The sequence below is a fragment of the Vogesella sp. LIG4 genome (assembly GCF_900090205.1).
Taxonomy (GTDB): Bacteria; Pseudomonadota; Gammaproteobacteria; order Burkholderiales; family Chromobacteriaceae; genus Vogesella.
The window spans coordinates 3,710,870-3,724,589 of the sequence record NZ_LT607802.1 but is presented as its reverse complement, the minus strand read 5'-3'; the positions used below and the strand labels follow the sequence as shown (position 1 = coordinate 3,724,589).

General features: G+C 67.2%; 9 protein-coding genes. All 9 read left to right on the top strand.

Annotation, left to right across the window (positions count from 1 at the left end; translation table 11 throughout):
- Positions 1 to 124 precede the first annotated feature (124 nt).
- The 9 genes from PSELUDRAFT_RS17280 to PSELUDRAFT_RS17240 all read left to right on the top strand — a co-directional run bounded on the left by PSELUDRAFT_RS17280 (position 125) and on the right by PSELUDRAFT_RS17240 (position 13,687).
- Complete coding sequence (locus tag PSELUDRAFT_RS17280) at positions 125 to 1,336, top strand: NarK/NasA family nitrate transporter (protein ID WP_088968007.1); 1,212 nt, start codon at positions 125 to 127, stop codon at positions 1,334 to 1,336.
- Position 1,337: 1 nt separating this feature from the next.
- On the top strand, positions 1,338 to 3,002 hold the full coding sequence (locus tag PSELUDRAFT_RS17275; protein ID WP_088968006.1) for a bifunctional protein-serine/threonine kinase/phosphatase: 1,665 nt from the start codon (positions 1,338 to 1,340) through the stop codon (positions 3,000 to 3,002).
- Positions 3,003 to 3,474: 472 nt separating this feature from the next.
- The gene (nirB, locus tag PSELUDRAFT_RS17270; protein ID WP_088968005.1) at positions 3,475 to 5,907 is read left to right on the top strand and encodes a nitrite reductase large subunit NirB; all 2,433 of its coding nucleotides are present in this window, start codon (positions 3,475 to 3,477) and stop codon (positions 5,905 to 5,907) included.
- A 48-nt stretch (positions 5,908 to 5,955) separates the two neighbouring features.
- A complete protein-coding gene (gene nirD, locus PSELUDRAFT_RS17265) occupies positions 5,956 to 6,270 on the top strand; it encodes a nitrite reductase small subunit NirD (protein ID WP_088968004.1) in 315 nt (104 codons plus the stop codon).
- A 73-nt stretch (positions 6,271 to 6,343) separates the two neighbouring features.
- Positions 6,344 to 9,028 (top strand): nitrate reductase, encoded by a 2,685-nt coding sequence (locus tag PSELUDRAFT_RS17260; RefSeq protein ID WP_088968003.1) that lies wholly within the window; start codon positions 6,344 to 6,346, stop codon positions 9,026 to 9,028.
- A gap of 110 nt (positions 9,029 to 9,138) precedes the next feature.
- Positions 9,139 to 9,897 (top strand): uroporphyrinogen-III C-methyltransferase, encoded by a 759-nt coding sequence (cobA, locus tag PSELUDRAFT_RS17255; protein WP_088968002.1) that lies wholly within the window; start codon positions 9,139 to 9,141, stop codon positions 9,895 to 9,897.
- Positions 9,898 to 10,114: 217 nt separating this feature from the next.
- On the top strand, positions 10,115 to 11,191 hold the full coding sequence (locus tag PSELUDRAFT_RS17250; RefSeq protein WP_231895252.1) for a porin: 1,077 nt from the start codon (positions 10,115 to 10,117) through the stop codon (positions 11,189 to 11,191).
- A gap of 310 nt (positions 11,192 to 11,501) precedes the next feature.
- A complete protein-coding gene (locus PSELUDRAFT_RS17245; RefSeq protein ID WP_088968001.1) occupies positions 11,502 to 12,698 on the top strand; it encodes an amino acid aminotransferase in 1,197 nt (398 codons plus the stop codon).
- Between the two features lie 62 nt (positions 12,699 to 12,760).
- Positions 12,761 to 13,687, top strand: coding sequence for an alpha/beta hydrolase (locus PSELUDRAFT_RS17240; protein WP_197693901.1), 927 nt, complete (start codon positions 12,761 to 12,763; stop codon positions 13,685 to 13,687).
- Positions 13,688 to 13,720 lie beyond the last annotated feature (33 nt).

Genomic DNA, 13,720 nt, shown 5'->3' with positions numbered 1-13,720 from the left:
GCAACAAGGTTCCGGCGGCCAATGGCGGCAACCGGGGCAGGACAAAGAGGTCCGCCGCGCAGCGCATACGCTGCGTCGCGGGCCTTTTTGCTTTTTTGTGGCGATGGCAAGGGAGCAACAAACGATGAGCAAGGACTTCTGGAAAGCGGGGCATACCCCCACGCTGCTGATGGCGTTTCTGTATTTCGATCTCAGTTTCATGGTGTGGTACATCCTGGGGCCGCTGGGGATCCAGATCGCCGACGCGCTGCATCTTTCCGCGCAGCAGCGCGGCCTGATGGTGGCCACGCCGATTCTGGCCGGCGCCATCCTGCGCTTCGGCATGGGCCTGGTGGTGGACCGCCTGTCGGCGCGCACCGCCGGCATCATCGGCCAGCTGGTGGTGATGGCGGCACTGGGCGTGGCCTGGCTGCATGGCATCCACAGCCTGCAGCAGGCGCTGCTGCTGGGCGTGTTCCTCGGCGTGGCCGGCGCGGCCTTTGCCGTGGCGCTGCCGCTCGCTTCGCAGTGGTACCCGCCCGAGCACCAGGGCAAGGCGATGGGCATCGCCGGCGCCGGCAACTCCGGCACCGTGCTGGCGGCGCTGCTGGCGCCAGGGTTGGCCGCAGCCTTTGGCTGGGTGAACGTGTTCGGCATGGCGATCCTGCCGCTGGGCGTGGTGTTCGTGCTGTTCTGCCTGCTCGCCAAAAATGCGCCGCAGCGCCCGGCGCCCAAGGCCCTGGCCGACTATCTGCGCGTGCTGGGCGACAAGGACAGCTGGTGGTTCATGTTCTTCTACTGCGTGACCTTCGGCGGCTTCTCCGGCCTGGCCAGCGCCTTGCCCGGCTACTTCCACGACCAGTACGGCCTGGGCGCGGTCACCGCCGGCTACTACACCGCGGCCTGCGTGTTCGCCGGCTCGCTGATGCGCCCGCTGGGCGGCGCGCTGGCCGACCGCATCGGCGGCATCCGCACCCTGCTGGTGGTGTACACCGTGGCGGCGCTGCTGATCGCCACCGTCGGCTTCAACCTGCCGCAGGTGCAGCTGGCGCTGGCGCTGTTCGTGGGTGCCATGCTGGCGCTGGGCTGCGGTAACGGTGCGGTGTTCCAGCTGGTGCCGCAGCGCTTTCGCAAGGAGATCGGCGTGATGACCGGGCTGATCGGCATGGCCGGCGGCATCGGCGGCTTCCTGTTGGCCGCAGGGCTGGGCCTGGTCAAGCAACAGCTGGGCAACTACCAGCTGGGGCTGTGGCTGTTCGCCAGCCTGGGCCTGGTGGCCTGGGTGGGCCTGTACGCGGTGAAACTGCGCTGGCGCACCACCTGGGGCTCGTCCAGCATCACCGCGGCGCGGGTGTGACATGCCGCTGAAGCTGGCCATCGGCCAGGCGTCGCAGCCCGGCCGCCGCGAACGCAACGAGGACGCGCTGGGCTGGTGCCTGCCGGACGGCGAGCAGCTGGCCGGCAAGGGCGCGCTGTTCGCGCTGGCGGACGGCGTGTCCGGCTGCGCCGACGGCAAGCTGGCCGCCAGCTCCAGCGTGCGCGCGGTGTGCGCCGACTACTACGCCACGCCGGAAACCTGGGAGGTGGCCGCGGCGCTGGACCGGCTGCTGGGCGCGCACAACCGCTGGCTGCGTAGCCAGGGGCGCTCGCTGGTGGCGGCACTGTCGGTGCTGGTGCTGCGCGGGCGGCGTTTCACCGTCGCCCACGTCGGCGACTGCCGCGTCTACAAGCTGGGGCGCGACGGCCTGCGCTGCCTGACCCAGGACCACGTGTGGGAGGAGCCGTCGCTGCGGCACGTGCTCAAGCGCGCGCTGGGGCTGGATGCGCACCTGGTGGCGGATTTCTGCGACGGCGACCTGGCGGCGGGCGAGGTGTACGCGCTGCTGTGCGACGGGGTGTGGAACGCGCTGGGCGATCTGCGCATCGACGAAACCCTGCGCCTGCATACCGACCCGCAACGGGCAGCGGCGGTGCTGGTGGAGGCGGCGCTGGCCGCCGGCAGCCAGGACAACGTGTCGGCGCTGGTGCTGCGGGTGGACGAGCTGCCTGCGGCCAACCTGGATGATGCCTTCTCGCGCGGCGAGGCGCTGTTGCCGCCACCGCCGCTCAAACCCGGCCAGCAGTTCGAAGGGCTGACGGTGGAGGACAGGCTGCATGCCTCGCCGTCCGGTCTGGCTTACCGGGTGTGCGATGCCGCCGGCCGGCGCTGGGTGCTCAAGACGCTGCCGGCCACGCTGGCGGGCGACCGCGAGGCGGCGCAGGCGCTGCTGGCCGAGGAGTGGCTGCAGCGCCGCGTCAGCTCGCCATATTTTGCCGAGGTGGCGCCGCAGGCGGCGCGCAGCCACCTGTACTACCTGCTGCGCTGGTATGACGGCGCAACGTTGGCCGCACGCGCCGGCAGTGGCCCGCTGGGCGTGGCCGAGGTGGTGCTGACCGGGCTGGCGCTGTGCCGCGCACTGGCGGCGCTGCACCGGCTGGGCATCGTGCACCGCGACGTGAAGCCGGACAATGTGCACCTGGGGCGCGACGGCCAGTTGCGCCTGCTGGACCTGGGCGTGGCCTGGTGTGCCGGCATCAGCGAGGAGGCCGCCACGCTGGCGGGCACGCCGTCCTTCCTGGCGCCGCAGCTGTTCGATGGCGCTGCGCCGGATGCCGGCAGCGACCTGTACGCGCTGGGCGTCACCCTGTACTGGCTGCTGTGCGGCCGCTATCCGTATGGCGAGATCGAGGCATTCCAGCGGCCGCAGTTCGGCAGCCCGCAACCGGTAAGCCGCCACCGGCCTGACGTGCCGGTGTGGCTGGAAAAGCTGCTGGCCAAGGCGGTGGACCCGGACGCGGCGAGGCGCTTCGAAACCGCCGAGGAATTCCGCCTGGCGCTGGAGCGTGGCGACAGCCAGCCGGTCACCGCCCGCCAGCACGTGCCGTGGGCGGAGAGGCTGTCGCTGCGGCTGTGGCGCCGGCTGGCGCTGGTGTCGCTGCTGATCAACCTGCTGTTGCTGTATGTGCTGCTGTTGCAGCACTGATCCGCGTTCACTTCCCCTTTCGCCCCGGCTTGCCGGGGATTTTTTTGCCTGCAGGAGCCGGCATGGTGCGTGTTCCCCGTTTTCGTGCCGCACTGCACCAAGCCAAGGCAGAGGTTGGCCGCATGGCTGCTAATAGCCGGTGCACGATCTGCTGCGCGTCGGCGATACCGCGTTAAAAACGGCTTCGGATTGCTCATTTACTATTTGTAAATTCCGCTTCCTCAGCCGTTTTCGCCTTGTCTCGCCCTAGCTCGCGAGATCGTGATCTGACTTCAGGTCCGCCCGCCAAAGCTGGCACGCCGCTTGCTGAACAGTGCTACGCAAAGGTCTCCCGCGCCAATGGCGGTGCGGGAGCAGGGACAAAGAGGTCCGCTGCCACGGAGCATTCCGCTCCGGCAGCGGGCCTTTTTCTTTTGGACTGTGCCGCAGCAAGGCCGCGGTGGCGCAGCCGGCAGGAAAGGAAGGCAACACGATGGACAAACAGAAACTGGTCATGGTGGGCAATGGCATGGCCGGGGTGCGCACGCTGGAGGAGCTGATGAAGCTGGCGCCGGATGCCTACGACATCACCGTGTTCGGCGCCGAGCCGCACGCCAACTACAACCGCATCATGCTGTCGCCGGTGCTTACCGGCGAGCAGACGCTGCCGGAAATCATGCTCAACGACGTGGACTGGTATGCCGACAACGGCATCACCCTGCACCTGGGCAAGCCGGTGGTGGATATCGATCGCGGCCGCCGCGTGGTGCGCGCCGCCGACGGCACCAGCGTGCCATATGACCGCCTGCTGCTGGCCACCGGCTCCAGCCCCTTCATCCTGCCGGTGCCGGGCAAGGCGCTGCCGGGGGTGGTGACCTTCCGCGACGTGGCCGATGTGGAGGCGATGATCAGCGCCGCCAGCAGCCACCGTCACGCGGTGGTGATCGGCGGCGGCCTGCTGGGGCTGGAGGCGGCCAACGGCCTGCTGGCGCGCGGCATGGACGTGACCGTGGTGCACCTGGGCGAATGGCTGCTGGACCGCCAGCTGGACAAGACCGCGGCGCGCCTGCTGCAGCAGAGCCTGGAAGCCAAGGGGCTGAAGTTCCTGCTGCAGAAGCAGACCGCCGAGCTGGTGCAGGGCGAGAGCGGCCGCGTGTGCGCGGTGCGCTTCAAGGATGGCGATGCGGTGCCGGCCGACCTGGTGGTGATGGCAGTGGGCATCCGCCCCAACTACAGCCTGGCCGAGCAGTCCGGCCTGTACTGCGACCGCGGCGTGGTGGTGAATGACTTCCTGCAGACTTTCGACCCGCGCGTCTACGCGGTAGGCGAGTGCGTCAGCCACCGTGGCGTCAGCTACGGCCTGGTGGCGCCGCTGTTCGACATGGCCAAGGTTGCGGCCAACCATCTGGCCAGCTACGGCATTGCCCGCTACGTGCCGGCGGCTACCTCCACCAAGCTCAAGGTCACCGGCATCGATGTGTTCTCCGCCGGCGAGTTCATGGGCGGCGACGGTTGCGAGGAGATCATGCTGTCCGACCCGATGGGCGGCGTGTACAAGAAGCTGATCGTGAAGGAAGACAAGCTGGTGGGCGCCTGCCTGTACGGCGACACCGCCGACGGCGGCTGGTACTTCCGCCTGATCCGCGAAGGCCATGCGGTGCACGAGATTCGCGACCAGCTGATGCTGGGCGAGGGCGCCACCGGCGACACCGGCCATGCCGGCCAGAACCGCGCCATGAGCATGCCGGACGATGCCGAGGTATGCGGCTGCAACGGCGTGTGCAAGGGCAGCATCGTCAAGGCCATCCAGGAGAAGGGCCTGTTCACGGTGGACGACGTGAAGAAGCACACCAAGGCAGCCAGCTCCTGCGGCTCCTGCACCGGGCTGGTGGAGCAGATCCTGATCAACTGCGTGGGCGGTGCCGCCGACGTGAAGCCCAAGGCGGAAAAAGCCGTCTGCGGCTGCAGCGACATGACCCATGGCCAGCTGCGCCAGGCGATCCGCGACAAGCACCTCATCACCCTGGCCGACACCTTCCGCGAGCTTGCCTGGCGCAGCCCGGATGGCTGTGCCAGCTGCCGTCCGGCGGTGAACTATTACCTGATCTCCACCTGGCCGGGCGAGGCGAAGGACGACCCGCAGTCGCGTTTCATCAATGAGCGCGTGCACGCCAACATCCAGAAGGACGGCACCTACTCGGTGGTGCCGCGCATGTGGGGCGGGGTGACCAACCCGTCCGAGCTGCGCCGCATCGCCGACGTGGCCGACAAGTACCAGATTCCGATGGTGAAGGTGACCGGCGGCCAGCGTATCGACCTGCTGGGCGTGAAGAAGGAAGACCTGCCCAAGGTGTGGCAGGAGCTGGACATGCCGTCCGGCCACGCCTATGGCAAGAGCCTGCGTACGGTGAAAACCTGCGTCGGCAGTGAGTTTTGCCGCTTCGGCACCCAGGATTCCACCCAGATGGGCATCGACCTGGAAAAAGACCTGTTCGGCATGTGGAGCCCGGCCAAGGTGAAGCTGGCGGTGTCCGGCTGCCCGCGCAACTGCGCCGAATCCGGCATCAAGGACGTGGGCATCATCGGCGTGGATTCCGGCTGGGAGCTGTATGTCGGCGGCAACGGCGGCATCAAGACCGAGGTGGCGGAGTTCTTCTGCAAGGTGAAGACGCGCGAGGAGGTGATGGAGTACAGCGGCGCCTTCCTGCAGCTGTACCGCGAGGAGGCGTTCTACCTGGAGCGCACCGTGCACTTCCTGCAGCGCGTGGGCATGGACTACCTCAAGCAGCGCGTGCTGCAGGACGAGGTTGGCCGCAACGAGCTGTACGCGCGGCTGAAGTTCGCGCTGTCCTTCGAGCAGGACCCGTGGGCGGAGCGCTACGGCAAGGGTGTGGCGCAGCACGAGTTCGCGCCGCTCACCGTGTAACACCGCCGCCCCCGGCGCGACCGGGGGCTCACTGGAAAGGAAGCAAGCATGAGTAACTGGAAAGCCGTCTGCCAGTTGGCGGACATCCCGGCGCAGGGCGCCCGCGTGCTCAAGCGCGAAGGCAAGGTGGACATTGCCATCTTCCGCACCGCCGACGACCAGCTGTTCGCCCTGCACGACAAGTGCCCGCACAAGGGCGGGCCGCTGTCGCAGGGCATCGTCTCGGGCCGCAGCGTGACCTGCCCGCTGCACAACTGGAACATCGACCTGGCCACCGGCGAAGCCTGTGCGCCGGACGAGGGCTGCGCCGGGCACATCGCGCTGAAGCAGGAAGCCGGCACCGTGTACCTGGCACTGGACTAGAGCCGGCGCGGGCTTGGCCGCTAGAGTCTGCTCACGCGCAGCAGCGCGTGAACAGGCTCTAAGGAGACAACACATGACTACAGCAACGGGACACAAAGGCACGGTCTCCTCCATCTGCTGCTACTGCGGCACCGGCTGCGGCGTGCGGGTGACGCCGCAGGCAAACGGCACGGTGACGGTGAGCGGCGACGAGCAGCACCCGGCCAACTTCGGCCGCCTGTGCAGCAAGGGGCGCACCCTGGGCGAGACCACCGGCAAGGCTGCGTTGCGGCTGCTGCGGCCAACCCTGCGTCACGGCAAGGACGCGCTGCCGCAGCCGGTGAGCTGGGACGACGCGCTGCGCACGGTGGGCGGCAAGCTGGCCGCCGCCATCCGCGAACACGGCCCGGACTCGGTGGCGTTCTATCTTTCCGGCCAGCTGCTGACCGAGGACTACTACCTGTTCAACAAGCTGGCGCGCGGCCTGGTGGGCAGCAACAACATCGACACCAACTCGCGGCTGTGCATGTCCAGCGCAGTAAGCGGCTACAAGCAGACGCTGGGCGCGGATGCACCGCCGGCCTGCTACGAGGACTTCGACCACGCCGGCTGCGTGTTCATCGCCGGCGCCAATATGGCTTATGCCCACCCGGTGCTGTTCCGCCGGCTGGAGGCGGCCAAGGCGGCCAACCCGGCGCTGAAGATCATCGTCGCCGACCCGCGCCGCACCGATACTGCCAGCATTGCCGACCTGTACTTGCCGGTGCTGCCGGGCAGCGACGTGGCGCTGTTCCACGCCATGCTCAACGTGATGATCTGGGAAGAGCTGATCGACCGCGATTACATCGAGCAGCACACCGAAGGCTTTGCCGCGCTGCGCGCGCGGCTGCGCGAATTCACCCCGCGCGCCGCCAGCGAGCTGTGCGGCGTGCACGAGGACGATATCGTTACCGCCGCGCGCTGGTTTGCCGGCAGCCCGGCCACGCTGTCCTGCTACACCATGGGCCTGAACCAGTACAGCAACGGCAGCGACAAGAACGCGGCGCTGATACATCTGCACCTGGCCACCGGCCACATCGGCAAGCCGGGCGCCGGGCCGTTCTCGCTCACCGGCCAGCCCAATGCCATGGGCGGGCGCGAGGTGGGCGGCCTCGCCACCGTGCTGCCCGGCCACCGCGACCCGGCCGATGCCGCGCATCGCGCCGAAGTGGCGGCGCTGTGGGGCGTGCCGCAGCTGCCGGCGCGGCCGGGGCTGTCGGCCATCGAAATGTTCGAGGCGGCGGCGGAAGGCAAGATCAAGGTGCTGTGGATCGCCTGTACCAACCCGGCGCATTCGCTGCCGGACCAGGCGCTGGTGCGCAAGGCGCTGGAAAAGGTGGACTGCGTGATCGTGCAGGAAGCCTTTGCCGGCACTGAAACGCTGGCGTTTGCCGACATCGTGCTGCCGGCTGCCACCTGGCCGGAGAAGGACGGCAGCGTTACCAATAGCGAGCGGCGCATCAGCCGGGTGCGTGCCGCGCTGCCGCCGCCAAGGCTGGCGCGCGAGGACTGGCGCATCGTCGCCGGCGTGGCGCGCTGGCTGGCGGCCGACATCGCACCGGAGCGGGGGCGGTTGTTCGAGTTTGCCGATGCCGCCGCAGTGTTCGCCGAGCATGCCGCCACCACCGCCGGGCGCGACCTAGATTACAGCCGGCTCAGCTACGCCATTCTCGATGCGCAGGGCCCGCAGCAGTGGCCGTTCGACGGCAAGGTTGGCCGCACGAGGTTGTATGGCGACGGCGTGTTCCCCACCGCCAGCGGCCGGGCGCAGTTTCTCGACCTGGGCTGGCGCCCGCCGGCGGACAAGGTGTCGGCGCATTTTCCCATCCGCCTCACCACCGGCCGCCTGCGCGACCACTGGCACAGCATGAGCCGCACCGCGCTGGTGCCGGGGCTGACCCGCCACGTGGAGGAGCCGCAGCTGGCCATGCACCCGCGCGACATGCAGCGCCACCGCCTGCAAACAGGCGAGCTGGTGAAGGTGCGCAACAAGCGCGGCGCCATCTGGCTGCCGGTGCAGGCCGATGACAGCCTGCGCGCCGGCGTGGCCTTCATCCCCATGCACTGGGGCGCGGCGGCACTGGGCTGGCAGGGCGTCAACGCGCTGACCAGCCGCGCGCTGGACCCGCAATCGAAACAGCCGGAGCTGAAGCTGGCGGCGGTCAGCGTGGAGCCGGCCAAACTGCCGTGGCGCGCCACGCTGCTGCTGCGCGGCGAGGTGCCGACGCTGCGCCCGCAGCTGGATGCGCTGCGCGCCGCCTTCCCCTACGCGGTGGCGGTGCCGGTGAGCCTGAACGGCCGCGAACATCTGCGGCTGCGGCTGGCCGCCGCCACGGCACCTTCCAGCGAACTGCTGGCCGAGCTGGCCACCCGGCTGCTGCCGGCCGACGCCATGTTGGCCGCCTTCGACGACGCGGCGCGCGGCATCCTGCGCCGGGTGTGGCTGCAGGGCAGGGAGCCGCTGGGCTTCGTGCTGGCCGGCGACGTGCGCGCCGATGCCGCGCTGACTGCCTGGCTGGATGGTGGCGAGGCGCCGGCCAGCCTGGCGGCGCTGCTGTCGGGGCAGGCCGCCGGTGCCAGCCGCGCCCGCGTGGTGTGCGCCTGCGAGGGGGTGCGCGAGGACGCGATCTGCGCCGGCATCCGCCGCGGGCTGGACGTGGAAGGGCTCAAGCGCGAGCTGCGCTGCGGTACCGGCTGCGGCTCCTGCGTGCCGGAGCTGAAGCGGCTGTGCGCGGCATAGCTGGAAAAGTGATTTGGTTAGGGAAAACGATGATAGCCGGATTTTCTGATTTAGATATGCTGACAGACAGTTGCACAGGCACTGCCGCCAGCACAGGCAAAGGAAGCAGCATGAATGGCAAGGTATGGTTGGTTGGTGCCGGTCCCGGTGATGCAGAGCTGCTGACGCTGAAGGCGCTGCGGGTGATCCAGTCTTGCGATGTGTGGCTGGTGGACGACCTGGTTGGCCGCGACATCCTGGCATTCGCCCGCCCCGGCACCCGTATCGTCGAGGTAGGCAAGCGCGGTGGCTGCAAGTCCACGCCGCAGGATTTCATCCTGCGCCTGATGGCGCGCTACGCCCGTCAGGGCCGGCAGGTGGCGCGGCTGAAAGGTGGCGATCCGTTCATCTTCGGCCGTGGTGGCGAGGAATGGGCGTGGCTGGCCGAGCGCGGCATCGAGGTGGAAGCAGTGGGTGGCATTACCGCCGCCTTTGCCGCCGGTACCGACCTGGGGTTGCCGCTGACCCACCGTGGCGTGGCGCGCGGCGTGGCGCTGGTGACCGCCCATACCATGGACGGTTCGCGCCCGGACTGGCAGGGCCTGGCTGCGGCCAACCTTACCGTGGTCTGTTACATGGGCATGAGCAGCCTGCCGGAGCTGGTGGCGGAGCTGCAGACGGCGGGGTTTGCCCCCGATCTGCCGGTAGCGGTGGTGCATCGCGCCGGCTGTACCGAGCAGCGCCATGTGATCAGCACCCTGCAGCGGCTGGCTGCCGATGTGGCCGCCAGCGGCCTGGCCAGCCCGGCGGTGATTGTGCTGGGCGAAGTGGTAAATCACGCCAGTGTTGTAAATTTGTCAGTGCAAGCAGGTGTCTGTCGTGTGGCGTGAGTGGCGTAATTGCCACGCAATAAAGGCTTAGTTGAGTTGAATCAACGATCTATCAATATGCGCTGGAGAATTGTTCTCATCTGAAGGACCGCCGTGTAGTGTGGCATCCAACCAAATCTTAACCATGCTGTAACCAAAGCTAAACATTGGCTGTTTATATTGCGCCGCAACGTTTTAACCGAACCCCCCGAATTTTAACCACGCTTGAGAAATAATCATGCTGAATAAAAAACTGCTTGCTGTTGCTGTGGCTGCTTCCGCGATTGCTCCGTACGCCCTGGCTGACGTGACCATCTACGGCACCATCAATGAATCCATCGAATCGGTTCAGGCCAACGGCGCAGCTGGCGCTGGCAAGAACCTGGGCACCATCGGTCGCGTAAGCTCCAACGTGTCCAAGCTGGGCTTCAAGGGTACCGACGATCTGGGTAACGGCCTGAAAGGCATCTGGCAGATCGAGCAGGAAGTCTCCGTTGACGACGGCGGCTCCCGTAAAGGCGTGTTCGCCAGCCGCAACAGCTTCGTTGGCCTGAACGGTCAGTTCGGTACCTTCCTGATGGGTAACAACGACACCGTTTACAAGTCCCTGGTAAAAGCAGCCGCAGTAAACCCGATGGGTGACTCCATCGCCGACGTGTGCACCTCCGCTGCCGTATTCTGCCGCGGCGATGCCCGTCTGCAGAACTCGGTTCACTACGTATCCCCGGTATTCGCAGGCCTGCAGGCTGGCGTTTCCTACGGCTTCGATGAACTGCGCGCTGCGCCGAGCGGCTCCACTTCCGCTACCGACAAGAGCATCTGGAGCTACGCCGTTGCCTACAACTACGGCGCGTTCAACGCTGGCCTCGGCTACGACTACCGCACCCAGGCCAAGGCTGTTGCCGGCGACCTGCAACTGGACCAGTCCTTCCTGAAGGCCATGGCTAGCTACCTGTTCGAAACCAACACCAAGGTAGGTATCGGCTTCGAGCAGGAAAAAGATCAGGTACACAACGCTTCCGACAAGAAGCAGAACGCCTGGCAGATCAGCGCCGAGCAGAAGTTCGGCAACTTCGGCGTGAACCTGGCCTACTCCAAGCTGGATGAGTCCAAAGGCGGCGCCAAGGACGGCGCTACCCAGTGGACCCTGGGCTCCACCTACGACCTGTCCAAGCGCACCCAGGTTTACGCGTACTACACCCGCATCGACAACCAGGACAACGCTACCCGTACCTTCGGCAACGCCGGTCTGTCCGGTATCGCCGCTGGTTCCAACCCGACCGGCGTAGGCGCTGGCATGAAGGTAAGCTTCTAAGCACCTCCAGCCTTAAACTTCATGTGTTCCTTACGCCAGCGCCTGTGCGCTGGCGTTTTTTTATTTGATGGTGTGGATTGCGCATGCCGTTTGCCGCCGCGGCGGGCTGGCATGATAGCTGCGGCAATTACTTTGCCGGGAAATATAAATCCACGCCAGTTGGTGATATTGGCGATAAATTGTGCATTATTGCCGATTGCTGCGTGGCTCTGATGTTTTGGCGAGATTGTGGTAGTTTTATATGGCTTGAATTCCCACGCGTTGCGGTGTTGGCCGCAGCGCTCGCTACCGAGAGAGAAACCACAAGATCATGTTTGCTCATGTCGAAGCCTACGCCGGCGACCCGATCCTGACCCTGGTTGAAACCTTCAACAAGGACCCGCGCAATCCGAAAGTGAACCTGGGCATTGGCCTGTACTACGACGAGGAAGGCCGCATTCCGCTGCTGCCGTCGGTACAGCAGGCCGAGGCCCGCCATGTGGCTACCGCCGGTACCCGTTCCTATCTGCCTATCGAAGGTGCGGCCAACTATCGCGCCGCAGTGCAGGCGCTGCTGTGGGGTGCCGAGCACGAGGCCGTGAAGGCCGGCCGTATCGCCACCATCCAGACCATTGGCGGCTCCGGCGCGCTGAAGATCGGCGCCGACCTGCTCAAGCGCTACTTCCCAGCCAGCGAAGTGTGGGTAAGCAGCCCGACCTGGGACAACCACCGCGCCATGTTCGAAGGCGCCGGCTTCGTGGTGCACGAATACCCGTACTACGACGCTGCCACCTGCGGCGTGAAGTTCGACGAGATGCTGGCCTGCCTTGGCACGCTGCCGGCCAAGAGCGTGGTACTGCTGCATCCGTGCTGCCACAACCCCACCGGCGTGGATCTGAACAACGAGCAGTGGCTGCAGGTGATCGAAGTGGTGAAGCAGCGTGGCCTGCTGCCCTTCCTTGACATCGCCTACCAGGGTTTTGGCGACAGCCTGGATGCCGATGCCTTCGCCATTCGCGCCATGACCGCCGCCGGCGTCAGCTTCCTGGTGAGCAACTCCTTCTCCAAGAACCTGTCGTTCTACGGCGAGCGCTGTGGCGGCCTGTCGGTGGTATGTGGCGACAGCGAGGAAGCCGGCCGCGTGCTGGGCCAGATGAAGGCCACCGTGCGCCGCAACTACTCCAGCCCGCCCACCCACGGCGGCCAGGTGGCTGCGCTGGTGATGACCGACCCGGCGCTGCGTAGCGAGTGGGAGCAGGAAGTCACCGCCATGCGCGTGCGCATCAAGGCCATGCGCCAGAAGCTGTTCGACGTGATCTCCGCCAAGGTGCCGGGTCGCGACTTCAGCTACTTCGTGAAGCAGCGCGGCATGTTCAGCTACACCGGCCTGAGCCCGCAGCAGGTGGATCGCCTGCGCGAGGAGTTTGCGGTGTACCTGGTGCGCTCCGGCCGCATGTGCGTAGCCGGCCTCAACAGCCGCAACGTCGAGTACGTGGCCGACGCCTTTGCCGCCGTGCTCAAAGGCTGAAGCTGAAGAATCGCCGACCCATGCCCCGTCCCTGACGGGGCATTTTTATTGGAGGTTTGCCCATGCGCCGTTACCTGCTTTTGATGTGCTTGCTTGCCGCTGCCCCTGCGCACGCCGGCTGGCTGACGGAAAGGTTGGCCGCACGGCTGGAAGCGCAGATGCAGGAGCAGGACGCGGTGCCGTGGCGGCTGCGCCAGCCAGGCATCGCCACGCAGGCCGGGCTGGCCTACGGCGCCGATGCGCGCCAGCAGATGGATGCGTACTGGCCGCAGGCCGGCGTGCAGGGCATGCCGGTGATCGTCATGGTGCACGGCGGTGCGTGGCGTACCGGCAGCCGGCAGTCGGCAGCGGTGGTGGCCGCCAAGGTTGGCCGCTGGGTGCCGCAGCACATGGTGCTGGTGTCGCTGGATTACCGGCTGCTGCCGCAGGCGGCACCGCTGCAGCAGGCGCAGGACGTGGCGGCGGCACTGGCCTGGGTGCAGCAACAGGCGCCGCGCTGGGGTGGTGACGGCCGCAAGGTGGTGTTGATGGGACATTCCGCCGGCGCCCACCTGGTGGCGCTGCTCACGGCGTCGCGCCCGCTGCAGCAGGCGGCAGGGCTGCAGCCGTGGCTGGGCACGGTGGCGCTGGACAGCGCCGCCTACGATGTGCCGGCACTGATGCAGCGGCGGCATTTCCGTTTCTACGATCAGGCTTTCGGTGCCGACCCGGCGGGCTGGCCGGCGGTGTCGCCGCTGGCGCAGCTGCAGCAGCCGATGCCGCCACTGCTGGCGGTGTGCTCGCAACAGCGGCCGGACAAACCCTGTGACGAGGCATCGCGCTTCGTGGCCCGTGCTCGCCAGCTGGGTGGCCGGGCAGAGCTGTTGCCGGTGGCCCGTTCACACCGCGACATCAATGCCACGCTGGGCAGCGACGATGGCTACACCCGCGCGGTGGAGGCCTTCATGGCCGGGCTGGACCCGGCGCTGGCCAGCCGCTTGCGCCCCTGAGCGGCGGCAAAGCGAAAGGCACCCCGCGGGGTG

Bases quoted from the DNA above. Each gene is read 5' to 3' on its own strand.
- PSELUDRAFT_RS17280 (WP_088968007.1), top strand. From the start codon at position 125: ATGAGCAAGGACTTCTGGAAAGCGGGGCATACCCCCACGCTGCTGATG.
- PSELUDRAFT_RS17275 (WP_088968006.1), top strand. From the start codon at position 1,338: ATGCCGCTGAAGCTGGCCATCGGCCAGGCGTCGCAGCCCGGCCGCCGC.
- nirB (WP_088968005.1), top strand. From the start codon at position 3,475: ATGGACAAACAGAAACTGGTCATGGTGGGCAATGGCATGGCCGGGGTG.
- nirD (WP_088968004.1), top strand. From the start codon at position 5,956: ATGAGTAACTGGAAAGCCGTCTGCCAGTTGGCGGACATCCCGGCGCAG.
- PSELUDRAFT_RS17260 (WP_088968003.1), top strand. From the start codon at position 6,344: ATGACTACAGCAACGGGACACAAAGGCACGGTCTCCTCCATCTGCTGC.
- cobA (WP_088968002.1), top strand. From the start codon at position 9,139: ATGAATGGCAAGGTATGGTTGGTTGGTGCCGGTCCCGGTGATGCAGAG.
- PSELUDRAFT_RS17250 (WP_231895252.1), top strand. From the start codon at position 10,115: ATGCTGAATAAAAAACTGCTTGCTGTTGCTGTGGCTGCTTCCGCGATT.
- PSELUDRAFT_RS17245 (WP_088968001.1), top strand. From the start codon at position 11,502: ATGTTTGCTCATGTCGAAGCCTACGCCGGCGACCCGATCCTGACCCTG.
- PSELUDRAFT_RS17240 (WP_197693901.1), top strand. From the start codon at position 12,761: ATGCGCCGTTACCTGCTTTTGATGTGCTTGCTTGCCGCTGCCCCTGCG.